The 26992-nt window shown below is 60.5% G+C and carries 19 protein-coding genes; 15 read left to right on the top strand and 4 right to left on the bottom strand.

The window, feature by feature from the left end:
• The first annotated feature begins 403 nt into the window (after window positions 1-403).
• The 5 genes from PHU01S_RS19400 (at window position 404) to gntK (ending at window position 8278) form a co-directional block, all read left to right on the top strand.
• The gene (locus PHU01S_RS19400) at window positions 404-1708 is read left to right on the top strand and encodes an ABC transporter substrate-binding protein (protein ID WP_127509392.1); all 1305 of its coding nucleotides are present in this window, start codon (window positions 404-406) and stop codon (window positions 1706-1708) included.
• The gene (locus PHU01S_RS19395) at window positions 1665-3494 is read left to right on the top strand and encodes a sensor histidine kinase (RefSeq protein WP_246029288.1); all 1830 of its coding nucleotides are present in this window, start codon (window positions 1665-1667) and stop codon (window positions 3492-3494) included. The genes PHU01S_RS19400 and PHU01S_RS19395 overlap by 44 nt, the downstream gene beginning before the upstream one ends.
• On the top strand, window positions 3469-5112 hold the full coding sequence (locus PHU01S_RS19390; RefSeq protein WP_127509389.1) for a response regulator transcription factor: 1644 nt from the start codon (window positions 3469-3471) through the stop codon (window positions 5110-5112). Before PHU01S_RS19395 ends, PHU01S_RS19390 begins: the two co-directional genes overlap by 26 nt.
• Before the next feature lie 21 nt (window positions 5113-5133).
• Window positions 5134-6492, top strand: coding sequence for a GntP family permease (locus tag PHU01S_RS19385; protein WP_127509386.1), 1359 nt, complete (start codon window positions 5134-5136; stop codon window positions 6490-6492).
• A gap of 262 nt (window positions 6493-6754) precedes the next feature.
• Window positions 6755-8278 (top strand): gluconokinase, encoded by a 1524-nt coding sequence (gntK, locus tag PHU01S_RS19380; RefSeq protein ID WP_127509404.1) that lies wholly within the window; start codon window positions 6755-6757, stop codon window positions 8276-8278.
• A gap of 103 nt (window positions 8279-8381) precedes the next feature.
• Here gntK and PHU01S_RS19375 read toward each other — a convergent pair whose 3' ends face one another.
• The gene (locus tag PHU01S_RS19375) at window positions 8382-9311 is read right to left on the bottom strand and encodes a TetR/AcrR family transcriptional regulator (RefSeq protein WP_164763126.1); all 930 of its coding nucleotides are present in this window, start codon (window positions 9309-9311) and stop codon (window positions 8382-8384) included.
• Window positions 9312-9489: 178 nt separating this feature from the next.
• Here PHU01S_RS19375 and PHU01S_RS19370 point away from each other — a divergent pair, with 178 nt between their 5' ends.
• Window positions 9490-11076, top strand: coding sequence for an MDR family MFS transporter (locus tag PHU01S_RS19370; protein WP_048746354.1), 1587 nt, complete (start codon window positions 9490-9492; stop codon window positions 11074-11076).
• A 176-nt stretch (window positions 11077-11252) separates the two neighbouring features.
• Entirely contained in the window at window positions 11253-11909 is a 657-nt protein-coding gene (locus PHU01S_RS19365) for a peptide-methionine (S)-S-oxide reductase MsrA (RefSeq protein WP_049868747.1), read from the top strand.
• Window positions 11910-11913: 4 nt separating this feature from the next.
• On the opposite strand, the gene PHU01S_RS19360 is transcribed toward PHU01S_RS19365, so the two are convergent.
• The gene (locus PHU01S_RS19360; RefSeq protein WP_246029287.1) at window positions 11914-12522 is read right to left on the bottom strand and encodes a manganese efflux pump; all 609 of its coding nucleotides are present in this window, start codon (window positions 12520-12522) and stop codon (window positions 11914-11916) included.
• A gap of 346 nt (window positions 12523-12868) precedes the next feature.
• Between PHU01S_RS19360 and PHU01S_RS19355 the strand changes: the two genes are divergently transcribed.
• Window positions 12869-17170 carry a glycosyl hydrolase gene (locus PHU01S_RS19355; RefSeq protein WP_127509379.1) on the top strand — a complete coding sequence of 1434 codons (4302 nt, stop codon included), beginning with the start codon at window positions 12869-12871 and terminating at the stop codon, window positions 17168-17170.
• A 141-nt stretch (window positions 17171-17311) separates the two neighbouring features.
• Here the strand turns inward: PHU01S_RS19355 and PHU01S_RS19350 are convergent, their stop codons facing one another.
• Window positions 17312-18796 (bottom strand): amidase family protein, encoded by a 1485-nt coding sequence (locus tag PHU01S_RS19350; RefSeq protein ID WP_127509376.1) that lies wholly within the window; start codon window positions 18794-18796, stop codon window positions 17312-17314.
• A 256-nt stretch (window positions 18797-19052) separates the two neighbouring features.
• On the opposite strand from PHU01S_RS19350, the gene PHU01S_RS19345 reads away from it, so the two are divergent.
• Window positions 19053-19907, top strand: a complete 855-nt coding sequence (locus tag PHU01S_RS19345) for a class I SAM-dependent methyltransferase (RefSeq protein WP_049868751.1) — start codon at window positions 19053-19055, stop codon at window positions 19905-19907.
• 234 nt (window positions 19908-20141) lie between these two features.
• Entirely contained in the window at window positions 20142-20702 is a 561-nt protein-coding gene (locus PHU01S_RS19340) for a DUF420 domain-containing protein (RefSeq protein ID WP_049868752.1), read from the top strand.
• A 118-nt stretch (window positions 20703-20820) separates the two neighbouring features.
• Here PHU01S_RS19340 and PHU01S_RS19335 read toward each other — a convergent pair whose 3' ends face one another.
• Entirely contained in the window at window positions 20821-21270 is a 450-nt protein-coding gene (locus tag PHU01S_RS19335) for a DUF6376 family protein (RefSeq protein ID WP_021878877.1), read from the bottom strand.
• Window positions 21271-21531: 261 nt separating this feature from the next.
• Between PHU01S_RS19335 and PHU01S_RS19330 the strand changes: the two genes are divergently transcribed.
• The 5 genes from PHU01S_RS19330 (at window position 21532) to PHU01S_RS19310 (ending at window position 26864) form a co-directional block, all read left to right on the top strand.
• Window positions 21532-22155 carry a hypothetical protein gene (locus PHU01S_RS19330; protein ID WP_246029286.1) on the top strand — a complete coding sequence of 208 codons (624 nt, stop codon included), beginning with the start codon at window positions 21532-21534 and terminating at the stop codon, window positions 22153-22155.
• A 148-nt stretch (window positions 22156-22303) separates the two neighbouring features.
• A complete protein-coding gene (locus PHU01S_RS19325; RefSeq protein WP_373864547.1) occupies window positions 22304-22546 on the top strand; it encodes a DUF6953 family protein in 243 nt (80 codons plus the stop codon).
• 167 nt (window positions 22547-22713) lie between these two features.
• Window positions 22714-24258, top strand: coding sequence for a sigma-70 family RNA polymerase sigma factor (locus PHU01S_RS19320; RefSeq protein WP_127509373.1), 1545 nt, complete (start codon window positions 22714-22716; stop codon window positions 24256-24258).
• Between the two features lie 166 nt (window positions 24259-24424).
• Entirely contained in the window at window positions 24425-24625 is a 201-nt protein-coding gene (locus PHU01S_RS19315; RefSeq protein WP_048745005.1) for a cold-shock protein, read from the top strand.
• 295 nt (window positions 24626-24920) lie between these two features.
• Window positions 24921-26864: a M28 family metallopeptidase gene (locus PHU01S_RS19310; RefSeq protein ID WP_164763125.1), complete on the top strand. Its 1944-nt coding sequence runs from the start codon at window positions 24921-24923 to the stop codon at window positions 26862-26864.
• The last annotated feature ends 128 nt before the right edge of the window (window positions 26865-26992 follow it).

Here is a 26992-nt window from a genome sequence, read left to right as displayed (position 1 = left end):
CCCAAACCCCAAACCCCAACCCCCAACCCCGACAAACCGGCAAACTCAAAGGTTTCATAACCATTAAAGTTCTACAACCCCTGCAACCCCCTCCAACCCCAAAGCAGCCGCACCCGAGCCAAAATCACCCATAGAGATGCGATATCCATGAAACAATCGGATAACGGCCTCGCAATGGGAAGGACTATACACCAATGTGCACAGGATGCGAAGGGTGCAGCGTCGACCTATGTCCTGGTGAAAATGCATCTTCGCTATTGAGAGGAGTCTTTCTTTTTCCTGAATCTCCCTTTCCCGTAACAATTGCTTGAGCGGTGGTTATGATATTTAGTATTCGTTATATCCCGGGCTTGCGCGCTGGGGTATCGTTAAGCATGCCGAAGGGCAGCAAGGGGGAAGCAGCATGAAATACGGGCGAAAAGCGGCCCGGACAGGCCTGCTGGCGGCAATGGCGCTGCTCGCCGGCTGCGCGGGACCAGGGTCCGGCGGAGAAGGCGGAGCGGGGCCGGACAAGCCGTTTCAAGGCAAAACCCTCGTGTTCGCGGCGGCAAATCATCCCTGGGCGGATGCGATCAAGCCGCTCCTGCCTGAATTCGAGGCGGAGACGGGCATGAACGTCATCGTCCAAAGTTACTTTGAAGATCAGCTTACTCAGAAGCTTATCCTGCAGCTGACGAGCGGCACGGGCACGCCGGATGTGTTCATGTACCGGCCGCTGCAGGAAGGTCGGATGTTCGACCGCAACGGCTGGCTGGAGCATCTGGACGGCTATGTGAAGCAGGACTCCGCGTACGACTGGAGCGATTTCTCGCCCCAGGCGGTCCGCTCCGCTACGGTGGACGGTCGGCTGGCGGGCATTCCGGTCGTTACGGAGCAGGGCGTGCTTTATTATCGCAAGGATCTGCTCCGGCAGGCCGGAATTCCGGTGCCGAAGACGCTTCAAGAGCTGGCCGAGGCGGCACGGAGGCTCCATGATCCGGCAAGCGGCATCTATGGCTTCGTCTCTCGGGGCCAGCGCTCGCCGCTCGTGACGCAGGTTTCGTCGTTTCTTTATTCCGAAGGAGGAGACTTCACCACAGGCGGCAAGGCCGCCATCAATTCGCCCGAGGCGATCCGGGCGTTCAAGCTGTACGGAGGGCTGCTCCGGGAATACGGTCCCCCGGATGTCATCAATATGTCCTGGCCGCAGGCGATCGCGTTTTTCGCAGAAGGCCAAGCGGCCTTTTACACGGATGCGACATCCATCTACCACAGCGTGACGGACCCCGGACGCTCCAAGGTGGCGGACAAGGTCGGCTTCGCGCCGTTCCCCGCGGGCTCGGGAGGCTCCCGAACCTACAGCATCACCTCGTGGGGCATGGCGATGAACCCCCGGACCGCCGACAAGGACGCGGCGTGGGCGTTCATCCGCTGGGCGACCAGCAAGGAGAACGTCCTGGCCGCTCAGGCGCTGGGCAATACCGGCGCCCGGAAGTCCGTATGGAGCCTGCCGGAAGGCACGGCGGCGTTTCCGCCGGAGCTGGCGGCTGTGATTCGCGGCTACGGAGATACCGGCATCGACCATGACCGTCCGGTGGCGGTCCATGTAGCCGAAGCGCGGGAGGCGGTAGGGGAAATCGTGCAGCGGGTGATGACGGGCTACCCGGACATCAAGGAGAAGGCGGATGAGCAGAATGCGGTTCTTCAATCGATTCTGGATCGCGAATAACCGCAGCGCCGGCCGGCGCCGGGTGTCCCTGTTCACCAAGGTGGTCGCCGTGCTGGCGCTGCTGCTGATTCCGGTCCTGCTGCTGTACAGCTATTCCAACCGTCAGGCGGAAAAGGTCGTGGAGGAGCAGCTGCGCTCCTCCAATCTCAGCGAGCTCGGCTTCTTCGCGAACCGGATGGACAACGTCATGGAGAGCCTGTCGCTGTTTCCGGTCATCCTCAGCTACGACCCCCATATCCGCGACTATGTCGCCGGCGAGGGGGAGGCGCAGATCAACCCGCTGAAGGCGCAATCGCGGATTCGGGAGAAGCTCAGCCTGCAAAGCGCTTCCGGCAGCTGGACGAACGACCTGTCGATCGCTCTGCCGGGGCAGAGCTCGGTGCTGAGCTCGAACATTTACGTCAACGGAGCGGACGCCTGGGGCTGGGACAAGCCCATCCGCAAGGAATGGACGTACGAGGAGGATTTGTCGCGGGGCAACCCGGCGGGAACGTTCCTCCGCGAGACGGCCGAGCCTGCGGACGCCGGACTTGCAGGCGAGGCGGACGCGGTGTTCCAGGTGCGCTTCCCCGCGGAGGCGCTGCGGGATCTGCTGGATCTGTACCGCAAGGACAAGCGCAGCGATCCCTTCCTGTACCGTTCCGGTCAGGAGCTTATTTTGGGCAGCAGCTCGGACCGCGCCATGGCGGAGGCGATCCGGGACGGAGTGCTGAGCCGGACGGAGGCGACCAGAGGCCAGCAGACGATCGAGGTCGGCGGCCAGTCCTATCTGGTCAGCTATGTGAAGTCCGCTCAGCTCGGCTGGTATTTGGCCGATTACGTCCCGGTCCAGCGGATTCTCAGTCCCATTACATCCGTCCGCAACTGGTTTTACGGCTCGATCGCGGCGCTCGTGCTGATCGGATTCGTCTCGGCGCTGCTGCTCTACCGCAACGTACAGATTCCGCTGCAGAAGATGATTCGGGGCGTGCGCCGGATGAGCAGCGGGGACTTCTCCTCGAGGATCGAGTACAAGGCGGGGAGCGAGTTCGACGATTTGATCGGGCATTACAACGAAATGGCGGGCAAAATCCAGGTGCTGGTCGAGGATGTGTATACGGAGCGGCTTCGCTCCCGCGAGGCGACGCTCAAGCAGCTGCAGTCGCAGATCAATCCGCATTTCCTGTACAACTCGCTGTTCTTCATCGCCAACTCGGCCATGATGGAGGACCGGGATGCGGTCATCGCGATGGCGGAAAATCTCGCCGACTACTACCGCTACTCGACCCGCCTGGAAAACCAGCTCGTTCCCGTGCGGGAGGAGCTGGAGCTGGTCCGCAGCTACCTGACGATCCACAACCTGAGAATGGACCGGCTTCAATATGAGATCAACGTGCCGGAAGAGATGCAGGACGTTCTCATCCCGAGGCTGCTGCTGCAGCCGCTCGTGGAGAACTCCATCGTGCACGGCATCGAGCCGCGCCTCGAAGGCGGCTGCATCGTCATCGAAGGCCGGCAGGAAGGCGGCTGGTGCAGCCTGACCGTGAAGGACAACGGCGCCGGCTTGGACGCGGCAGGGCTGGACCGGCTGCGCAGGCAGCTCAGCGAGCCGATGTCGGACGAGATCGGCTGCGGCACCTGGAACGTGCATCAGCGGCTGCGGTACCAGTTCGGCGACCGTTCCGGGCTGCTGCTGGAGGCCGGGCAAGGCGGGGGCTTCCGCGCGGAGCTGAGATGGCGCTGCGGCGGCGGCCCGACCGAGGAAGAAGGAGGCGGAGAAGATGGCGCAGCTGCTCATCGTGGATGACGAGGCTCATGTGGTCGACCGGCTGGCGGCTACCGTCGACTGGCAGGCAGCCGGAGTCGAGCAGGTATTCAAGGCTTACTCCGGCGTGGAGGCTCTGGAGCTGCTGCGGCAGTTCTCCATCGACATCGTCGTATCCGATATCCGGATGCCGGGCATGTCGGGGCTGGAGCTGATCGCGGAGATCCGCGGCAGCTGGCCGAAGACGAAGTGCATCCTGCTGTCGGGCTACTCCGACTTCAACTATGCCAAGGAAGCGATCCGGCATCAGGCGGAGGCGTATCTGCTCAAGCCGGTGAAGGAGGAGGAGCTGACCGCCGCCGTCCGCTCGGCCATCGGCAAGCTCGAGGAGGAATGGGAGGAGGTCATCTCCCAGCAGCGGCTGAGCTACGTGGTGAAGGAAAATCTGCCGCTCATGAGGGCTTCCCTGCTGCTCGATCTGCTGCAGGGGCGGATTCCCGAAGAGGCCGCCCTGCGGGAGAAGATGGGGCTGCTGGAGCTCTCGGGCGGAGAGTGGAGCCGCTGCTCGCTCATGATCGTGCGGCTCGACGAGCTGTTCCTCCAGTACGGGCCGCAAAATCCGGAGTGGAAGGAATACGCGATCGGCAACATGGCCGGAGAGCTGTTCGGCCCGCGCTACGCCATCTGGCCGGCCAAGGATGCCTACGGATATTATGTGTACGCCATGGCTCCGCGCCGGGATTCGCCGCATGGCCATGATGCCGCCTGGTTCGAGCGTACGGCTGCGGATCTGCAGACGGCGGTCTCCTCGTACCTGAAGGCGAAGATTTCCGTCATGGTCTGTAAGGAAGGAAGATTCCCGGAGGAGATTCCCGGCCTGTACGGCCGGCTCGTGGATTCCTTCCGCGGACGCATCGGCGACGAGCGGGAGCTGTTCATGAGGCTCGAGGATACGGGGCTCGATGCCGGCATCAAGCCGCTGGAGAGCCTCTATGAGCCGCCTGCGCTGATCCGTTTGTTCGACGCGGGCAAATGGAGCGAGATGGAGAACAAGCTGCAGCGGGTATTCGCCGAGCTGGAATCCGATGGAGCCGGCTCGCAGGAGCTGCTGCTCGAGGTTTATTTCACGCTGGCCGGTGCTTATGCCTACATCGCCCACAAGAACGGCCGCCAGCTGTCGGATCTGCTCGGCGGCGATTACGCGGCGATGACCGAGGCGCCTCCATTCCGCTCGGTGAACCAGCTGAAGGAATGGTCGCTGCGCACGCTGCGGCGCATCCGGGAGGACATGCAGAAGGAAACGAAGGACTCGCGGGCGGATCTGATCCGCTCAATCCAGAGGTATGTCGAGGAGCAGATTACCGGCAGCCTGTCGCTGCAGGCGGTGGCGGACCGGGTCCATCTCCACCCGGTGTATCTCTCCAAGCTGTACAAGCTGGAGACGGGGGAGAACCTGAGCGATTACATGCAGGCTGCCCGCATGGCCAAGGCCGAGGAGCTGCTGAAGGGCAGCTCCGCCAAAATCTATGAAATCGCGGCCAGCCTCGGCTACCAGAGGCCGCATTCCTTCAATTTCGCGTTCAAGAAGCAGTTCGGCATGACGCCGCAGGAATACCGGGACCTGTATGCGGACGTTCAACCCGGCACCCCAACCAAATGACAATCAAGAGGTGATTGTATTATGCTGTTAGTAATCGTTCTTCTCGCCATCGTTGTGCTGCTCCTGCTGATCACGGTCGCGAAAATCAATCCGTTCGTCGCGCTTATCGTCACGGCGATCGGCGTCGGACTGGCGGCGGGCATGCCGCTGCTCTCCGTCAAGGACGGCCCCGTCGGCATCATCGATTCCATCAAGACGGGCATGGGCAACACGCTCGGCCTGCTGGCGATCGTTCTGGCGCTCGGCACGATGCTGGGCAAAATGATGGCCGAATCCGGCGGCGCCGAGCGCATCGCCACAACGCTGATCCGGCTGTTCGGCCAGCGCAACGTCCACTGGGCGATGATGGTCGTCGCTTTCATCGTCGGCATTCCGGTCTTCTTCCAGGTCGGCTTCGTCCTGCTCATCCCGCTCGTGTTCACGATTGCCCGCCAGACAGGCGTGTCGCTCGTGAAGATCGGCGTGCCTCTCGTCGCCGGCCTGTCCGTCGTGCACGGCCTTGTGCCGCCGCATCCGGCAGCCATGACGGCCGTAGGCATCTTCAACGCCGATGTCGGCAAAACGATTCTTTTCTCGCTCATTGTCGGCCTGCCTACCGCCATTATCGCGGGCCCGCTGTACGGCAACTGGATCGGCAAGCGCATCCATAAGGAAGTGCCGAAGGCGATCGGCGACCAGCTGACGGAGAACGTGGACAACAAGGAGCTTCCCGGCTTCTTCAACACCGTATTCACCATTCTCGTTCCGGTTATCCTTATGCTGGCGGCATCGATCGCAGACGTATCCCTCAAGGACAAGGCGGATTATGCCGGCCTGTACGATTTCTTCAAGTTCGTCGGCGACCCCGTAGTCGCCCTGCTCATCGCCACCGTCTATTCGTTCTTCAGCCTCGGTTTCTTCCGCGGCATGAGCCGCGAGAAGGTGCTGAAGTTCTCCAACGACTGCCTGGCGCCGACGGCGACAATCCTGCTCGTCATCGGAGCGGGCGGCGCGTTCAACCGCGTGCTGCTGGATTCCGGCATCGGCGATTACATCGCGGAGCTGGCGACCTCGTCCCATCTGTCCCCGATTCTGCTCGGCTGGGGCATCGCGGCATTGATCCGCGTCGCGACGGGCTCTGCTACCGTGTCGATGATGACGGCGGCCGGCATCGTGGCTCCGATCGCCGTCGCCATGCCGGGCGTCAGCCCCGAGCTGCTCGTGCTGGCGACGGGAGCGGGATCGCTGATCCTGTCCCATGTCAACGACTCCGGCTTCTGGCTGATCAAGGAATACTTCGGCATGACCGTGAAGGAGACGCTGCAGACATGGACGGCGCTGGAGACGATCATTTCGGTGGCGGCGCTCGGGTTCATTCTTGTGCTGGATCTGTTTATTTAAGAAGTAACGGGGAGAGGCGGACGCCAGCGTTCGCTTTTCCCTTTGCAGGGTGACCGGAAAACGCTGAACATGGATGCTCAGGAGAAACAGTCGCATGCGTACGAAGCGTTTTTCTCCGTAAGCGGCAGCTGCTTGCCATTGAAGACGAGCTTTGCCTTCGCCGAGGGGCAGCAATCCGTCTTCAGCGGCCGTAAGGAGAAATCCATTTCCGCGTTCATGACGGTCATCCATCGGAGGAGGTTGAAAAGTGGGCCAAGCCTATATGATCGGCACCGACATCGGGACGACGAGCACCAAGTCCGTCCTGTTCACGACAGACGGCAAGCTTAAGGCCGTGCATCATATCGAGTATCCGCTTTATTCGCCGACGCCGGCGACCGCGGAGCAGGACCCGGAGGAGATTTTCGCCGCCGTCGTCGGCTCGATCAAGCAGGTCATGCTGGAGAGCGGGGTGGACCCGGCACAGGTGAAATGCGTGTCGTTCAGCTCCGCCATGCACAGCCTGATCGCCGTCGACGGAACGGGCAAGCCGCTCACCCGCTGCATCACCTGGGCGGACAGCCGCAGCGCCCGCTGGGCGGACATCATCAAGAGCGAGCATGACGGGCACGAGATTTATCTGCGCACCGGCACGCCGATCCATCCGATGTCGCCGCTGGCGAAGCTGCTATGGCTGAGGAATGAGGAGAGCGGGCTGTTCGGCAAGGCCGACAAGTTCATCTCGATCAAGGAGTTCGTGTTCCACAAGCTGTTCGGGGAGTACGTCGTGGACCATTCCATCGCCTCGGCGACGGGACTGTTCAACATCCATGAGCTGGACTGGGACGCCGGCGCCCTGAAGGTGGCGGGCATCGACCCGTCCAAGCTGTCCCGTCTGGTCCCGACCCGCCATATCATGACGGGATTGGACGAGACGTGGGCGGAGCATATGGGCCTGCCTGCCGCGATTCCGTTCGTCGTCGGAGCCAACGACGGCGTCCTCTCGAACCTCGGCGTCAATGCAATCGAACCCGGTGTCGTCGCCGTGACGATCGGCACGAGCGGGGCGATCCGCACCGTGACCGACAAGCCGCGCGTCGATCCCAAGGGACGGATCTTCTGCTACGTGCTTACGGAAGACATGTATGTCATCGGGGGACCGGTCAACAACGGCGGCATGATTTTCCGCTGGATCCGCGACCAGCTCGGGGCATCCGAGAAGGAGACGGCGCAGCGCATCGGCCGCGATCCGTACGATCTGCTCTCGGATATCGCCGCGCGCGTCAAGCCGGGCTCCGACGGCCTGATCTTCCATCCGTTCCTGTCCGGCGAGCGGGCTCCGCTCTGGGATTCCAATGCCCGCGGCTCCTACTTCGGATTGGGGCTTCACCATAAGAAGGAGCATCTGATCCGTGCCGCGATGGAGGGCGTCATCCTCAATCTGTACACCGTCTTCCTGGCTCTGCAGGAGCTGATCGGAGAGCCGGGCAAAATCCAGGCCACCGGCGGCTTCGCCCGCTCGGAGCTGTGGCGGCAGATGATGGCCGACATCTTCAACCAGGAGGTGCATGTGCCGGAGAGCGTCGAGAGCTCCTGCCTCGGAGCGGCGATTCTCGGCTTGTACGCGATCGGGGAAGCCGATTCTCTCGGCGTCGTGTCGGAGATGGTCGGCGGCACTTACCGGCATGAGCCGATTCCAAGGCATACGGAAATCTATCAAGAGCTTACCCGGATCTATATCCGCGTGTCGCGGCTGCTGCAGGACGAGTACAAGAGCATCGCGGATTTTCAGAGCAAATGGGTGTGAACAAAAAGAAAGGCCGCCAGCCGGTAATCCGGCTGGCGGCCTTTTCATTTCGCATGGCCATTCATGCAGCGCAGCCTAAAGGGGCTGGGGCTTTCCGATTCATTCACGTTTCCTGCGCCGCCATAGGATTCGGCTCGTGTTGAGGCACAGCCTTCCAAGCGGCCAGCGCCGCCCGGACCGCCGCCGTCTCCGGCCATCCGCTCAAGCCGTCCACGGCCTGAAGCAGCGCCAGCATGCCCTCGATCACGACCGGCCTTGGAGCAGGTGAAGCCGTCTCCTCTTGGAGCATGCCGGCCGCAGGCCGATGGAGCCGGCCGGCATCGCTCTCGAGCTCCGGCTCCAGCCGCTTGAGCAGAGCTGCTGCCGCCTCGACGAGGCGGCGCCGTTCCGCCCCGTCCCCGAAGTCCCCCTCGGGGTAGAAGGTGCGGAATGCCTCCGAAGTCAGCACAGGCTCGTCCCCGGAATTCTCGAGCCCGCGGACGGAGTCTTCCAGCCGCCGGACAATCATCCTGGCGAGCTTCGCCGAGCTCAGCTTCGCGCCATTCAACAGGATGAATCCGATATACTCGCGGACTAATCCCGTCACGAGCACGGTCAGGTCGAAGGCATGAGGCTCGATTCTCGCGCCGTAGATGCCGACCAGCTGGTTGCGGAACCAGACGAACGAGCGGAGCCGCGCGTTCATGGAAAGCTCTCTCATCTGCTCGCTCAGGCTGATTTGGCCGCTGGAGAGCAGGAGCAGCATTTTGCTGTGCGAGGTCAGCTCGTCCAGTTGGGTTTTGATCTGCTGGAAGAGGCTCTCCCTGGAGCCCGGCTCGTAACGGGAAGCCGTTTCCGCCAATATGCCCGACATCCGTTCGAGATAGGATTCGAATACGGATTGAATCAGTTCTTCCTTGGATTTGAAGTAGAAGTAGATTCCGCCCTTGGCGATGCCGGCCGCGTCCGCGATATCCTGCATGGTCGTCTGATGATAGCCTTTTTGCATGAACTGCTCCATGGCGCAATGCAGGATCAGGTCTCTTTTATCCATGAATAATTCGCCCCCAAAGCAGTTGACCGACGGGTCAAACGGAACTATAATAAGCTTTATGTTTTGAATGGATAGGACTGGAAGGGTGAATGTAAAGACAGTCATCAGCAAGATTTTCTATCCTTTTCTACCAACATTATAGCACATGACCGATCGGTCAAAAAGTGGAGGAACCAACATGCAATCAACCGGCATCAACCGGAAATGGGTGCTTACCGGCCTCATCATGGGAATGTTTTTCAGCGCCCTTGAGCAGACGATCGTGGGGACGGCGATGCCGACCATCATTACCGAGCTTCAAGGCTTCGAGATTTTCGCCTGGGTGACGACCGCTTACATGATCGCTTCGACCGTCGTCGTTCCGATCGTCGGCAAGCTGTCGGATATGTACGGCCGCAGGCTGCTGTATTTGATCGGCGCCATTATTTTCGCAGCGGGCTCCGCGATGTGCGCCACAGCTGCCTCCATGGAGCAGCTGGTGCTGTACCGCGGCCTCCAGGGCATCGGGGGAGGCATGCTGATGCCGCTGTCCCAGACGATCATCGGCGATATTTTCACTGCGGAGCAGCGGGCCAAATGGCAGGGCGTATTCGGTGCGATCTTCGGCCTCAGCTCGGTCATCGGTCCCTTCATCGGCGGCGTCATCGTCGACAACGTCAGCTGGCACTGGATCTTCCTGATGAACGTGCCCTTCGGCATCATCTCCGCGCTTCTGATCTACATCGGCCTGAAGCGGGAGACGGTCCGCCTGGAGGGCAAGGCCAACATCGACTACCTGGGCATCATCACGCTCGTTCCGGCGCTGATCCTGTTCCTGTACGGGCTGACCTTCGGCGGCGACAAGTTCGCATGGGCATCGAGCACAAGCTACCTGATTTTCGGAGGCGCCCTGCTCTTTACGATTCTATTTCTTCTGGCAGAGAAGTTCGCGGCCGAGCCCGTGCTCGATCTCTCGCTGTTCCGCAACCGCGTCTTCTCCGTGACGAACGGCCTCGGCTTCCTGCTGGGCCTGGGCATGTTCGGCGCCATCATGTTCGTGCCGCTGTACATGCAAGGCATTCTGGGGGTATCCCCGACCAAAGCCGGCTCCACGATGACACCGCTGATGATCGCTCTGATCGTCGCAAGCGTCGTCGGCGGGCAGCTTCTGCTCCGCATCAAGTACCGTACCGTATTGGCAGCGGGCATGATCATTACGACGCTCGGCTTCTATCTGGTCAGCACGATGGGGCTGGACACGGCCCAATGGACCGCTTATCTGTACATGATCGCTCTCGGCTTCGGCATGGGTCTCGTGATGCCGACGCTGATGATCGCCGTGCAGAACGAATTCCCGAAAAGCCGGCTCGGCACGGTCACGTCCGCTTCGACCTTCTTCCGCTCCATCGGCGGTACGATCGGCGTCACGGTGCTCAATGTCGTCATGAACAACACCTTCCGCTCCAATGTCGAGACGATGTCCGCAGAGGCGAAGGCCGGCGGCGGAGAAGCTGTCGTCCAGACGGTCGAGGGCATCGAGAAGAGCGGCGTGGACCTGTTCAGCGTCATCGTGTATCCCGACAAGTTCCCGCTTCCGGCGGAGCTCAAGGACAAGGTCGTGCTGTTCATCCAGCAGGCCTGGGTCGATTCCTTCGAAACGGTCGCTCTGACCGGGCTCGTGTTCGTTGCGCTCGGCATCCTCGTTGCGCTGCTGGTCGGAGGCAAGCGGATCCAGCGGGATTCGGAGAAAGCCAAGGACGGCCAGTCCGCTCATGCGGCTCATTGAGCAGGCGGAAAACCCGGTAGAAGCATCCCTCCTCTCCTGAGGCTTGGATGCGCCGAAACAAGTCAAGGGCTGTTCCCGGTCATTTCATGACTTGGGGGCTAGCCTTTTTTTAATCCGGAGCGGCAATGGGTATACCTACTAAGATTGAAAAAACAGCTTTTTGAGGGGGGAAAGACATGCAGGAGCAAGGCAGCCGCCAAAACGCGGGGCTGAGCGGAACGGCCGCCTTCGCCATGGGCTGCTTCTGGGGGCCGGAGGCGCTGTTCGGCTCGCTGCCCGGGGTGCTGCGTACGGTGACCGGTTATGCCGGAGGGACGTCGCCGGACCCGGATTACAGGCGCATGGGCGACCATTCGGAGACGGTGCAGCTTGAATACGATCCGTCGGTCATCTCCTATCGCGAGCTGCTCGATTTGTTCTGGAGCAGCCATAATCCGGCCAATATCAACGGATACAAGGACAGGCAGTACCAGTCCATCGTCTTTTGGAGCGGCCGGGAGCAGCTGGAGGCGATCCGGGAGAAGCTGAGCGGCCTGGCGCTCGAAGGAAAGCCCGTCCCGGATACGGAGATTGCCGAGGCGGCGGAATTCTGGGTGGCGGAGGAGCGGCATCAGAAGCATGCCCTCAAAAGGTTTCCCGATGCGGTGAGCAAGCTCGACTTCTTGTTCCCGTCCCGCAAGGAATGGGAGGCTTCCACGCTGGCAGCCCGTCTCAACGGGCTGGCCAAAGGATATACGAACCGCCAGCGGATTCTGGAAGAGATAGACGGCTGGGAGCTTGCGGAGGAACGGAAGCGGCTGTATGCGGCGGCGCTCAAGGAGATCCGCTGGTAGCCGGTCAGATGAAGATTTCGTAGAGTCCGATGGCCGCGAGCAGAAGGCCTCCGATCGCGTTGGAGTAGCGGCCCAGCCATGTTCGGGCCAAGCGGACGCCGATTCCGGCTCCGATTCCGACCGTGATCAGCGAGAAGATTCCGATCGAGAGCGTCACGCCCGTTGCGGACAGTCCGGTGGCTCCGGCTCCGATGCCGCTGGCGATGCAGTTGAGCGACAAGGCCAGCCCCAGAGCCCAGCATTCGCTCCAGGACAGAATCTGATTGCCGTCGCGGTCGGCCTGCAGAGGGTTTTGGAGGAGGGTTCCTCCGCTTGGAGAAGCCGTCCGGCCAGCCCTGCTTGCCTCTCTCAAGCCGGATATGAGCGCCAGCATTCCCATGACGGCGATGAGCGCTCCGCCGATGCTGTTGGCGGCATCGGGATCGAGAAAGTCGGCGAGGAAATGGCCGCCAAGCATAGCGGCGCATGTCGCGGCCATGGAGAGGAGCGCGATCAGAAGGTTGGATCGGAATGGAATCAGCGTTCTCTTCGCGCCAAAAGCAATCCCGATGCCGAGATTGTCGAGATTGGCGGCAATCCCGATGCCGATGATGCTGAGCCAGTGCATGGTCATTCCCCCATCCTTGAATATGCTTTTTAGCCTATGCGCCCATAGCCGCAGGAGTGCCGGGGCATCGCCTCGTTTCCAAGCGCTGCAGGCGCGGATCGGGCATTGCCGCCCCGTACAGGCAACAACAGAGTCCGGATCCGGACTCTTTTTTTGTTGCTCAGATGCTTGGGCGCTGCAACGGAGCCAGCTAACGAGGCCTAACAAAGAAAGACAACTGAGAGCTATTAATCATAACCGGGAGCATGTTTTTCGCTAGCCGTGGACTTATATAATGGAAAAATAAACCGCTTACATATCGAAGCAGGGCTTCAGCGGCGGTTTCAATTCCATCCAGTCGAGGAGGATATAGATGAAGAGGACTCCCAAAATGCTCGCTGCGCTCCTTACAGCCGCTTTGGCGGCAGCGCCCGTCCTGTCGGCGGCAGCGGCCGCCGCACCGGCAGGGCAGACAGCCGGCCAAGGCGCGACAGATACGCAAGGACACTGGGCTCGCGAGGCGATCTCCCAATGGATGGCGAACGGCGTCGCAGCCGGATATCCGGACGGCACCTTCAAGCCGGATGGAAGCATTACGAGAGCGGAATTCGCGACCTTGATCAACAAGGTATTCGGCTTCTCGGGGTCATCCGGCCAGCCCTTCAGCGACGTCAAGGAAGGCGCCTGGTACCAGGCCGCGCTCTCCTCGGCCAGAAGCGCCGGCTATTATGAGGGCAGCGACGGGAACAAAGCGCTCCCGCTGGCCGCCATCTCCCGCCAGGATGCGGTAGCGATGCTTTCCCGGGTTTTTCAGCTGGAGGCAAATGACAGCGCTTCCGGAAGCTTGACGTTCATCGACTCCGCTCAAATCAGCGGTTACGCCCGGAAAGCGGTCCAGGCGCTGGCAGGAATTGTGAGCGGATACCCGGACGGTTCTTTCCGTCCGTCCGGCGACATGACCAGAGCCGAGGCGGTCACGCTGCTGAACAAGCTCGTTGCCGGGTACTACGCGCAAGCAGGCACATCCGCTGAAGGCAAGGTGGCGGGCAATGCGCTGGTCAATCATGACGGCGTCGTCCTGAAGGGACTGTCCATCAGCGGCAATTTGTATTTGACGCCAGGCATCGGCAGCGGCGACGCGACGCTGGACGGCGTCAAGGTCGCAGGCAAAACCTTCCTAGCGGGCGGAGGCCCGAACTCCGTCCATATCCGCGATTCCAGGCTGAACGAGGTGCTCGTCAACCGTCCGGACGGACAAGTCCGCGTATGGGCAAGCGGAACGGAGATCAGCCGTCTGGTCGTGGGCAGCCCGTCCAAGGTCGAGCTTGAAGGAGGGACAAAAGTCGGTTCCGTGGAGATCAACGCGGCAGCCTCCATTACGGCTAGCGACAGCTTCTCCATCGGAAGCCTGGCCGTGAATGTCTCCGGAGCGACCTGGAACGGAAGCGCAATCGAGAGGGGCGTCTACTACGTGGAGAACGGGGCTCTGAAGCCGTCCGGAAGTCCGCTTCCGACCGCGACACCGGCGCCGTCAACGCCTCCTGCCGTCACGCCGGCTCCGACTGCGGCTCCTACCGCAGCGCCGACGGTCAATCCGTCGCCGACGGCAGAGCCAACGGCAACACCGGCACCGACGGCCGCTCCGTCGCCGACGACTGCCCCTACGCCGACACCGGCGCCAACCGTGACGCCGGCGCCTCCGGCGGTCAATCTCGTTGACCGCAACGCAAGCGCCCAGACGCGCTCGCTGTTTCTGTACCTGAACGAGCTGCGCGGCAAAAACATCCTGTTCGGCCAGCAGCACGCAACGACGGAAGGGCTGTCGATCACGGATCGCGACGGCACGCAGTCCGACGCCAAAAACGCCGTAGGCGACTATCCGGCGCTCTTCGGCTGGGACACGCTCAGCCTGGAAGGCAAGGAGAAGCCGGGCGTAGCCGGCGACTTCGAGCAAAGCCGGGACAACCTGGTCGGCGTCATGAAGAAGGCTTATGACGACGGAGGCGTGCTGACGCTCAGCTCGCATATGCCGAACTTCGTCACGGGCGGCAGCTTCTATGACGTGAAAGGCAATGTCGTCTCCCATATTCTCCCCGGCGGGGACAAGAATGCGGAGTTCAACGCCTTCCTCGACAACATCGCCGACTTCGCCCATCATCTCAAGGATGACGACGGCAATCCGATTCCGGTCATCTTCCGTCCGTTCCACGAGCAGAACGGCAGCTGGTTCTGGTGGGGCGCCGCCTTCACGACCAAGGACGAGTACAAGGAAATCTACCGCTATACCGTGGAGTACCTGCGGGACAAGAAGGAAGTCCGCAACTTCCTGTACGGCTTCTCGCCGGGCGGGGGCTTCGGCACGGACGAGAGCCGCTACATGGAAACCTATCCGGGCGACGACTATGCGGATATCATCGGCTTCGACAGCTATTACAACGGCGAAGGACAGACTTGGTTCGACGGCGTCGTGACGGAAGCGAGGACGGTCTCCGGAATCGCGGACGAACGGGGCAAGGTCGCCGCCCTGACGGAATTCGGCTACCAGAAGATGATGACCAGCGGCAACTCGACGCCGGACTTCTTCACGAAGCTGTCCGCGGCGCTGCAATCGGATCCCGACGCGAAAAGAATGGCCTACATGCTGACATGGGCCAACTTCGGGCCGGATTCCACCTATGTTCCCTACCCGCTGCCGGATGGGCAGGAGAACCAGATGCTGCCCGACTTCATCCAGTTCTACAACGAGCCGTACTCCCTGTTCGCGGCCGGCGTAACGGGAGCCTATAACCGCAAGGCCGACACGTCCGAGGAGCAGCCGTTCGTCCATGTGGCCTCTCCGACCGACCAGAGCACGATCCGCTCCAACACGGCCGTGATCCGGGTGCGGGTGCTGGACGCGGCGCCGTCCAAAGCGGTGTACCTCGTCGAAGGCTCGAACCGGGAGATGCCTCTGACCCTGGATGCCGCCACCGGCTATTATACGGCTGTATGGTCGCCGGCCGGTTCCCTGAACGGCAAGACGGCAGCCCTGACCGTGAAAGTATACGGAGAGGATGGCTCCGTGCTGCATGAACAGACGAACACGGTGTTCGTGAAGGTTCCGGAGATTGAGATCGGGACGTACGACTTCGAGTCCGGCATTCAAGGCGTTCAGAACAACGGCGGCTATCAAGCTAGCGTCGATGCGATCGATGCCGCCGACTTCAACGGAAGCACGGCGCTGAAGCTGACGGTTAGCGACCTCGTCTACAGCGATACTTGGCAGGAGATGAAGCTGGAGCTGAAGAACGCCAAGGAAGTCGCGGGATCGGCAGACCTGGGCGGCGTCAAGCGAATCCAATTCGAGGCTTATGTGCCTGTGTCCGCAGGGGCGAAAAGCGAAGGGAAAGGCAGCCTTCAGGCTGTCGGCCAGCTGCCCCCGGATTGGGAAGACAAATACGGAATGGGCACGACTCAAGTATCCCTGAGCGATCTTCCGATCGTCGCAATCGGCGGCGTGGACTACTACCGGTATACGCCAGTCATTGATTTCCCCAACGAGGATAAGCTGAAGCAGGCCGGCTCGATTGCCCTGTCCATTGTCGGCAGCGGCTTGAATGCGGACAACTCCATTCCGGTCTACATCGACAATATCAAGCTGTACAGCACATATGCAGATGCCGTGCTTGATCCGGCCATGGTCGACGACTTCGAGGGCTATCTCGGCAGCAACGAAGCACTCGGCTCCAAATTCGTCCATGCCGGCGGCGATTCCACGAGTACCGCGCTGGACAGCGCGCACAAAAGCAGCGGCAGCTACGGCCTAAAATACACGTACACGCTTGCCGGCAGCGGGTATGCCGGCATCACCAAGTCGCTCGGCGGCGTGGACTGGTCGGGCTTCAATGCGCTCCAGTTCTGGTACCAGCCGGACGGCAAGGGCCAGAAGCTCGTCATGCAGATCAATGCGGACGGCAAAACCTACGAGTATTACCCGGACACGACCGGAACGGAAGCGAAGCTCATTATCGCTCCTTTCAATGAATTCGCTCCGGCCAACGGAGCGACCGGCACGCTGACCAAGCTGAAGCTGGCCAACGTGCAGGCGTTCTCCATCTACACCAACGCCGTGCCGAACGGCAATCAGCTGACCGGCTCGATGTACTTCGACGATATCAAGGCGCTGACCGACCCCAATGCGGGCACGGTGCCGAACGGCAGCGCAAATGGCGGCCTTCCGCTTGGAGTTCTGTACGACTTCGAATCCTCGGCATCGAGCTGGAGCGTCGACAGCAACGGCTTGAACCTGTCCGCTCCGGCTCTGGAGGACGACGGCGCCGGCAAGGCTCTCAGCTCGGCCATTCCGGCGAGCGTCTCCGGGGAAGCGACGAGCGAGCTGACCCGCTACGGGGCGCTCGACTTCACGAACGCTTCGAGGATCAAGGTCAAGGCCCGCATCTCCGGCGGAAGCGCTTCGGCCCAGCTGTTCATCAAGCATGGCAGCGGATGGGCCTGGGCATCCTCGGGAACCGTTCAGCTGACGGACGAATACCAGTGGATCACTCTCGACCTCAACGGCACGAAGGATGCCAATGGAGGCAAGATCGACAAGTCGTTCATCCAGGCGGTCGGCGTGCAGATCGCCAAGGCGTCGGGCGGCGGCAAGGTGTTTATCGACGACGTGACGCTGGAATAGCGGCGCCATAAATGTTCTCCTGAACCAAGCAAAGGCGGCGGAAGCCGGGCGCGAGCCCTGTCTTCCGCCGCTGTTTTATTCCGCTCCCGTTTGGAGAACGTCTGCATGAACGATTTCAGCCTTTCTATTCCGGCTTCGATTTCAGTCCGGATCGGCCGGCGCGAGCCGGTGCAGGCTCGCTTGTTCGTAGGCGTAGGCCAGCCGTAGAAGCACGGGCTCGCTGTAGGCGGTTCCGACAAAAGTAATTCCCTGGGGCCCTTTGGTCGTACAGCCGTCTTCAGCGATGATGCCTGTTTCCGCGTACCCGCCCGGCACGGTGATAACGGGGTATCCCGCGCGAGCGGACACATCGAGCCCTTCCTCGTTGCCCAGGAACAACAGCGCGTCGAGCCTGTAAGCGCGAATCGCATGATCGATGCCTTGATTCCGGGCTAATTCGCGGTTAAGGCGCAAGCTCTCGGCATACACCGGTTCAGACAAAGTGCCGCTTGTTTCGTTCGACCAGATCAGCGTGTCTTGCCCGTATTTCAGGGCGACTTCGCGATTCTGTTCATTAAAGGCAATGAGTTCATCCAGCGTCCGGACGGAAGCGCCGGGGCCTGCTTGGGCCAGATAATCGTTCAGCCCTTTTTTGAATTCGAACCTCATCACGTCCCAATCCCATTTCGCGCTCTCGCAAGGCATGGAGACCGGGTCGACAATGATCGCCCCGCGATCCTTGCACAAGGCGATCGCCCGCTCGATGATCATCGCCCGTGCGTCATCGAGTCCTTGGTAATAATGCCGCGGAATGCCGATTCTCGCGCCTTGCAAACCGTTTGCGTCCAGGAAAGGCGTATAATCCGCATATGCTTTTCGCCCTTTTTCCTGCATGGCCGCATCGGCTGGATCCGCCGCCGTCATGGCGCCGAGCAGAATTGCGGCGTCCCGGACCGTACGAGCCATCGGACCGGCCGAATCCTGGCTGTGCGCGATCGGGATGATGCCTCTGCGGCTGACGAGTCCGATCGTCGGCTTGAGGCCGACAAGACCGTTCTGCGAGGATGGGCTGATGATCGAGCCCGAGGTTTCGGTGCCGATGGCGGCCGCGCACAGATTTGCGGCAACCGCCGCGCCGGAGCCGGAGCTTGAGCCGCCGACGAACAGCTCGCCGGGACCGTAAGGATTGAGCGTCAGGCCGCCTCTCGAGCTATACCCCGACAGCATCGTGCCCGACATGAAATTCGCCCACTCCGTCATGTTGGCCTTGCCCAGGAATACAGCTCCGGCAGCCCTCAGCTGCTCGGCGACGGCCGAATCCATCCCAGCGAAATGCTCCGCAAGAGCGAGCGAGCCGGCGCTTGTGTGCATGCGGTCGCCCGTATCGATATTATCCTTGAGCAGGATCGGGATGCCGTGAAGCGGTCCGCGGGATCCGCGCTCCAACCGCTCCGCGTCAAGCGCCTCCGCGACCGCAATCGCGTCCGGATTGACTTCCAGCACGGCTTTCAGCTTCGGGTTGAGCCGTTCGATCCGCTCCAGGTACCAGCGGACGCAAGCCGCCGCCGACAGCGCGCCTGATTCCATGGCTGCCTGCAGCGAAACGATGTCTGCTTCTATCCAACTTTCCTTGTTCGTTTTGTCCATCTAGAGATACACTCCCTTTATGCCATGTTCTGGTTAGCATTTGTTCGACGAACGGACCCTAAGTCCTTCTAGCCTGCGTCTGAACTCGCGACAACTGTCCCTCTGACTGCATAAGCCCATGCGTCTAATCTCGCGATAACTGGCGTGGATCGCCTCTTCTTGATAGTTGGCCGCCCTTTCAGGGATTGTGTTGAAGGCTGTCGAGGATTAAAGTGGGAGCAGAGCGAGAAACGATTCGCGGAAGGAGAGGCTGCTTATGAATAAGGACATTATCGAAGCGATCGTGGAGGGAATGGGCCTGGAAGGCCATTTGTCCGACGTCCAGCAGATTCAGACCGAGCATCGTATTAAGCTGGCTCGTTTTTGGGAAATAAAAGAAGGAAGCCGAGTTCTGGAAATCGGCTGCGGCCAAGGAGACACGACGGCCGTGCTGGCGCACTTTGCCGGCGAGCGGGGATTCGTACACGGAGTCGACATCGCGCCGCCGGATTACGGGTCGCCGATGACGGTTGGAGAGGCGGCCGCGAAGCTGAAGGCGTCCCCGCTGGGAAGCCGAATCCGGATGGATTATGGCATCGACGTCTTGTCGGATGAAGTCGGCTTTGAGGACAACGAGTTCGATTTCGTCGTACTCTCCCACTGCTCCTGGTATCTGAAGTCGTTCGAGGAGCTGGCCGCTATCCTGACGAAGGTGCGGCGCTGGGCGCGCAAGCTCTGCTTCGCCGAGTGGGATATGGGAGTCGACGAACCGGAACAGCTGGCGCATTATATGGCCGTGCTTATCCAATCGCAGGTGGAATGCTACAAAATGAACAGCTTCTCCAACGTCCGGACCTTGTTCACGCCCGAGGATATACGCGAGCTGGCGTCCGAAGCCGGGTGGACCGTCTCCCGTCAGACGGCCGTCCACTCGCCGGAAATGCACGACGCGAGGTGGGAGACGGAGCTGACTCTCGCGGAAGCCCCGGCGGAGCTCGATTCGCCGCTTCCGATGCCGGACAAGGCCAAGCAGCTGGTCCGCTCCCAGCTGAAGCTGCTGAGGGCTTATGCCGAATCGGGCCGGCCCATGAGGCCGATGGCCGTGCATGCGTTCGTCGCGGACAAGATCTGATTCCGCCGATGGCGGTGCATCCGGCATCGCGGATCAGGCCTGGCTGGGATACGGCTTGAAGCAGCCGAGCGCACCGGCAATCGGGAGCCTCTCAGCCCGCCCTGACAGAGGCAAGATTCAAGTTGTTGTCACAGAAGCCGGCGGAGCGGCTGTTCGTCTTGGCCTATAATGAAGACAAGACAAGTCCGCATCCGGCCGCAGCCGGTTCGGCGGCATCCCAAGGAGGGTTTCCTTTTGAGCAGCCAATCCCCCGATTCGTACAAGCCGTCCACGACCCGCAACTTCACGGCGTGGATCATCGGCATATCCATCGCGGCCAACGCGATTATCCTGCTGCTGTTCTTCGGTCCGATCGGATACGGCGGCGAGGTCAGCTTCGACGTCACGATCCTGCCGCGGATCAACGCGATTCTGAACAGCTTCACGTTCATCTTCCTCGTGGCCGCGCTTATCGCGATCATCCGGAAAAATATCCGGCTTCACAAGGGCTTCATTCTCGCCGCATTCACCTCGACGCTGCTGTTCCTTGTCACGTACCTGACTTTCCATTACGTCTCTCCCGAGACGGCGAAGTACGGCGGCGAAGGCATTCTGCGTCCGATCTACTTCACGATCCTGATCAGCCACAGCTTCCTGGCGGCCGTCATCGTTCCCCTCGCGCTGTTCGCGCTCGTATGGGGATGGACGATGCAGGTGGCCAAGCATAAGAAGATCGTCCGCTGGGCGATGCCGATTTGGCTGTATGTAAGCTTCACGGGCGTCATCGTGTATCTGTTCATGGCTCCTTATTATTGAGCTGAAGCCGGCTTGCCGGAGCAAGGAAAAGAGACCGTCTCAGAGCCAGCCATTGGCTTCGGGACGGTCTCTTGCTTTCCGGGTTGCAAAATCGGGCCCTGGCCAAGCAGATGGAGCCTTACGACCCCAACTGCTTGACCTGATCAAGAATCTCCGTGATCTGCGATGCCGTCTGCATGATCTGCGACTGCTCCAGAGCCTGCAGGCTGACGGCGCCCGCCTCCGCCTGCTTCAGCAGGCCGCTGATCTGTGTGTTCAGCGTATCGCTGTAAGCGGTCAGCTGCTGGTCGATTTCCGAGGCGAATTCGGGCGCCTGGAGATCCTTGAAGGCGGTGATTTCCGCCTGCATGGCTTGCAGCTCCGCCGTGAGCCGGTCCAGGGCGGCGGGATCGGACAGGGCTTGCTGCGTCATCTCGGGCAGCTGCTGCGAGAAGTCGGCGGCTTCGTTGATATAGGCGACGGTTTCGTTCGTGTAGCTCAAGGAGTCGCTGACGCCCCCGAGAAAGGAGCAGCCCTGCAGGAAAAGGGCGGGAACGAGGAGCAGGGGCAGCAGATGTTTTTTGATCATAAGCGTCCACCTTTCGTTGCGGTATGTCTATAGTACCGATCAAGCAGGCGGGGGGTTTCAGGTTTCGGTCCGGCCAGGCCGGCATATCGAAGGGCGCCAAAGCCCCTTTGCAGAGCCTCTCCTCCTATATAAGCCGGACTTCGGCGGCTGAACATGCCCGCCTAAGGTCCAGAGCATCCTCAACCTCCAGACGCTTATGCTCCGGTCGCAGCCATGCTATCCTGAGGCTCAGCCAACAAAAAAAGCGAGGGGGGCGGACGGATGGGCGGCCAAGAAGAGCGAAAGCCGAGAAATGTGTACATTCTGCTTACGGACACGGGCACTCTGTTTACGAAGCTGATCAAAAGCTTTACCGGAGCGCCTTACAATCACGCGTCGCTGGCGCTTGATCTGGATCTGCATCGGGCGTACAGCTTTGGACGCAAGAGCCTGTCGAACCCCCTCGCTGCCGGATTTGTGGAAGAGGATATATATGGCGGCATATTCCGCCGACACCCCGATACAAGATGCGTGCTGCTTCGTCTGAGCGCGACCGAGGAGCAGTACAAGCATGCAGGCACGGTGCTTGAAGGCTTTGGAAGGGCCGGAGAGCGATGCAAATACAACCTGATCGGACTGCTTGGAATCGCCTTGAATATTCGGATCGAGCCCCGCGACCGTTACTTCTGCTCGCAGTTCGTGGCCGAGGCGTTGGAACGGAGCGGATTCGGTCTGTTCGAAATGCCGCCAGCGCTGGTAGCCCCGCATGATTTCCTCCTTCATCCCGGACTCGATAAAATTTTTGAAGGGCCCCTATATGAGTATCCTTTTCTGGACCGCGAGCTCCTGCCTGATTCGGCGGCGGAAGCCGAACATGCTATACTGATGGCAACAGAATCAGGCTGAAGGCGGTGCGGAAACGATGGAGCAGCAAGGCAAGCAGGACGAGCAGGGAACGATCGAGACAGAGGAAAGGATAGAGACGCAAGAAACGAAGGGAAACAGGGAGACGCAGCAAACGGATGCGGCACAGCAGTTGCAGCATTCACAGGAAGTGAAGGATACGCAGGTAGAGCAGCAGATTGCGAAGTGGATGGTCGGGGAGATCGAGAATCGCGGCATGCTTCGCCAGGAAGAAGCTGTTGCCCATGTGCGCGAGCAGTTCGGGGAGCAGTATGTGTTCACCAACGAGCAGGGTCATGCTTCGCTGGAGAAGGAAGTGAAGAAGGCCTTCCGCAAGCTGCACCGGGGCAGAGTCGCCTGGGACCGGGACGGATTTTTCTGGGCGTGGACGTAAGCTCGTTGCATGCCCCCGAGACCCTTTATATTTAGCATCGGCAAAGGCGCCTTACCGGATTTTCCTGTGATGGAGACGGAGAGGTGTTCTTTTTTTGCCTCCGGGTAACCTTCGGCCGCTTCGATGGCACTTAAGGAGAGCATGGAGACGAAGGGGGAACGGCAATCTTGGAACAATCGGATTTTGAGCCGCTTGTCCGGAAGTTCACGCCGATGGCGATGGCCATCGCGAGGGAGAAGCTGATGGACTCCGGCGACGCCGAGGACGCCGTGCAGGAGGCTTTCACGCAGGCGTACCTGCACAGGCATTCTCTCCAGGACCCAGGGGCGTTTCCCGGCTGGTTCCGGCGGATCGTGGAGCGTCAGTGCTACCGGATGACCCGGCGCCGCAAGCTGCCCTCGGCCCCTTATGACGACGGCTTCCTGGCGGCGTTCGGGGAGTCGCTGGAAGAACAGGTGGAGAGGCGCCTGGAGGCAGAGGAGCTCCGTCAATCGCTGGCCTCTCTCCCCGCGAAGCAGCGGACCGCCGCCGAGCTGTATTACTGGCGAGGGTATTCGCTCGGAGAGATGTCGGCCTTCCTCGGCGTGTCTCCAGCAGCGCTCAAGAAGAGGCTGCACGATGCCCGCCGTTCCCTCAGGCGCGCCATGCCGGTAGCGGATGCCGCTGCCATGCTGAAGGAACTATATGAAGGAGGAGACGACATGCTTCATATCACGAACGGAGACTGCGCCGCGCACAAGCTGCGGGAGTCCGGCATCGGCGGCGAGATCGTCGCTTGGCGGGAAGCGTACAACCACGGCCCTGTCTTCGCAGACGGCGCAGATAAGGACGGCAGGGAGATTCGCGCGCACTATCTGGAGCAGACGCTGGGAGTGCCGCGTGAGGAATATCTGTCTGCCTGCGAGGCTCAGGAAGCCAAGCTGGGAGAGCTGGAGCGCTTCGGCGAGGTCGTGCTCTGGTTCGAGCATGATCTGTACGACCAGAGCATGCTTGCCTATCTGCTGCATGAGCTTGCCCGGCGCAAGCCGGAATCGGTCAGGCTCAGCCTGCTCTGCATCGGGGAGTATCCGGGCGTGGAGCCCTTCATCGGACTCGGCCAGCTCTCGGGCAGGCAGCTGGGAGCATTGTCCGGCACTTGGCAGCCGATCGGGAAAGAGCAGCTTGAGCTTGGGAGCGGCTTATGGGAGGCGTATGCGTCCGCAGATCCGATGAGGCTGCAGCGGCTGCTGGACGGCGATACGTCCGCTCTTCCGCTGGCCCACGATGCGTTCCGGGCCCATCTGGCGCGCTTCCCTTCCTCCCGGGACGGGCTTGGCAGCGCAGAGCGCGCGATTCTGGAGCTGGCAAGGGAGGGAAATCTCGCGGCGGATGGGATGTTCCGCATATTCACCGTGAAGATGCAGCTGCTCGGCATGGGCGATCTGCAATTCCGCCATATCCTGAACGGGCTGGCGGAGCAGCCGGAGCCTCTGCTTGCCTGGATGGACGGCGACTGTGATTCGCCGTCTGACCGTGCGGTATTCCGGGAGGGGACGCTCGCATTGACGGCATTCGGGCGACGGGTGCTGGACGGCGCGGCCAACCGCGGCGAAGGCGGGGAGTGGGACGACTGGTACGGAGGCGCGCATGTTGCGGGCAGCCGCCCGGCTTGGCTCTGGGACGGACAGACGGGGCGGCTGGAGGAGAATTCGGCCGTTTCGGGCAAGGATTGATACAGACTTGTTGCGTGACAATTCTGCCTATGGTAGTATAGGCGTAATATCTACTCGGATGAATTCGCATAGCTGAACAGTTACTTGAGCGTACCGAAAGGCCTGCCGTAACCCGCTTCGCTTATGTCGTATCTTCACCAGGGTAACCAGGGCAGGAGGTGTCAACATGCAAAGAGGAACTGTGAAATGGTTCAACGCCGAGAAAGGCTACGGCTTTATCGAGGTTGAAGGTGGCGGCGACGTATTCGTCCACTTCTCCGCAATCACGGGCGAAGGCTTCAAAACGCTTGACGAAGGTCAAAGCGTGGAGTTCAACGTCGTAGAAGGCAGCCGCGGACCGCAGGCTGAAAACGTAGTTAAGCTGTAAGCTTGATTGCGAAGAGAACCGGGATCTTGGGATCCCGGTTTTTTGTTTTGAGCAAGGGATGGATATGAACCCAATCCTGCCTATTGATTCAAAGACAGCAGCATCACTTATTCCCTTTTTGGACATGGATCGGAGGCCGCGGTTATGGCCGGAATCGGAAAAGGAAACCTAAGATAGGGTTGTCGATTTCTCTCGAATGCGGGAGAAAACGACAACAATAGGGGATATCAGGTAGAAAAAATGGCCTGTTGTTGGTAAAATTGCCCTGACTAATGAATAGACAGGGGGAAATCGCTTGCGAGCATGGCGTGCTTTACTCCTTTTGGCCATCGCCTCGGCCATCCTGCTGGCCGCCTGCGAGGCCTCGGGGGAGCGGCCGCCTCAGGAGCGGATCGTCAAGCTGCTGACGGCGAAGAAGATGGAGGGCAGGCTGGCGGGGACGGCCGGCAACGAAGAGGCTGTCCGAGCGATCGGAGAGGAATTTGCCCGTATCGGCCTGGAGAAATACAGCGGAGACGACTACCCGGTCCTATTTCCGTACCGATCGGCAGAACGCAGGGAGATCGGCCTGAAGGTGACGATGAAGGACGGCAGCGTCAAGGAGCTGGTGTATGGTAAGCATTTCCGGGAACGCGTCATCCGGATGGATCTCGACGCTACGGCCGAGCTGAAGCTGGGCGAGGATTCCATCGGCTCGCTGACGGCCGGTACCGCATTCGTGGCGGCATCGGAGGAGGAGCTCGATCGGGCGCAGAAGGGGAGCACTCGGTTCATCCTGGCCCGCACCGACATGCTCAAGCAATATCCCGCCCGGCGGAATCTTAATGTGCCCGTCGTGGATATCAATGACGATACATATATCTTTCTGAAGAAGAAGCAGGAGGGAATTGAAAGCATCTCTCTGCGAATGAAGTATGAGGACAAGGAAGAGGCGAAGGCCGCCAGCGTCATCGGCAAAATCTCAGGCACGTCTGCAAGCGGACCGGATCACCATGTCCTCGTCCTTTCGGCGCCTCTCGATTCCCTGGGCTCGGACGCCGGGCAGATCTATGAGGGCGCTTCCCGGGCCGCGGCTGTCAGCGTGCTCGCGGGGCTGGCGGAATCGCTGAAGGCCCTTTCGGAAGAGAGGCCGTTTTATTCCGACATCGTCTTTTGCGCCTTCAATGGGAGGGAAAACGGGCTTCAGGGAAGCCAGGCTCTCGTCGATTCCCTCTATGATTCCAATGTACACCTTTCTGCGGTCAGCTTGGATGCGGTGGGGGTCAAAGGCGGCAAGCTCAACTTGCTAACCGACAACACGAAGAATCGTTTTGTAACCTCACTGGCGGATGTATTGAAGCAGGACGGCTTCAATGCGGATATACGCCACAACTTTGACGGCGATCATGCTTCCTTCGGCTATTATTCGCTCCCTGCGGTGTCGTTCGGGCTGGAGGAGCCGAACAGCGTGCGGACGGTCCGGGACCGGGCAGAGAATCTTGATTACGGGGAGCTGTCGCGAATTTCCGGCATCATTCTCGACTTTGTCCAAAAGCAGGACGAAGAGGCGAAGCTGGAGCATAACCACGCGGAGCTATATCCGTTCGGCCGGGAGAAATCGATGTATGAATACCAGGACGTCAAGCAGCAGCTGGTGCAAAGAGAGATGGCCAAACTGGCGTTCAAGCAGTACGAGCTGTTCGAGAATAAAGAGCAGAACATTCGGGAGCTGGTCTCGAACCCGTATCAAAACATGGATAAAGTGGAGTTCCAGAATCGATATCCGGGTTATTCTCTCCCTCAGAGCGTGGGGCGCTATTCTCTCCGGAGCGTGATTGCCATCCTGGACGAAAAAGCTTTCGGAGCGGGCAATCTGGATGATCTGGAGCCGAATCGGATTTATACGTCGGACAAGACAGTTGAAAAAAAGGATATCAATGAATTGAGTCTCAGCTACGAAGGGGAGAATGGTTCGGTTCTGTTTTTATCCGTGCTGAACGGAGAGGGAAGCTCGTCCATGCAGAATTCCGATACAATTCCATCTCGAGAGGTTCTGAAAAACGGATTGGAATTCACGGTCTATGATCGCGCCGGAACGGCTTTTTCGGTGCTGTACCCGTTCAACTCCGGAGGGAAGGACTACAAAGCCAGCCTGGTTGCCTATGTAATGACGGATACGGGGATGTCTCCAAAATGGGAGCTTGACGATGCGGAGACGGCCGCGCTGCTGAAGGGAATCGACTGGAAGGGCCTGACTTGAGTCAAGGGAACTGCATGGGAGAGCCGACGCCGGCGCTGAGGATAACGGATGCCCTGCTCAGGGAATAGAGATTGGCGCAGATTCCCCCAGGGCATATTAGGCAGCCATTTTTTAAATAGCAGGAACGT

The sequence above is a fragment of the Paenibacillus humicus NBRC 102415 genome (assembly GCF_004000905.1).
Taxonomy (GTDB): domain Bacteria; phylum Bacillota; class Bacilli; order Paenibacillales; family Paenibacillaceae; genus Paenibacillus_O; species Paenibacillus_O humicus.
This window is presented reverse-complemented; position numbering and strand designations above follow the sequence as displayed.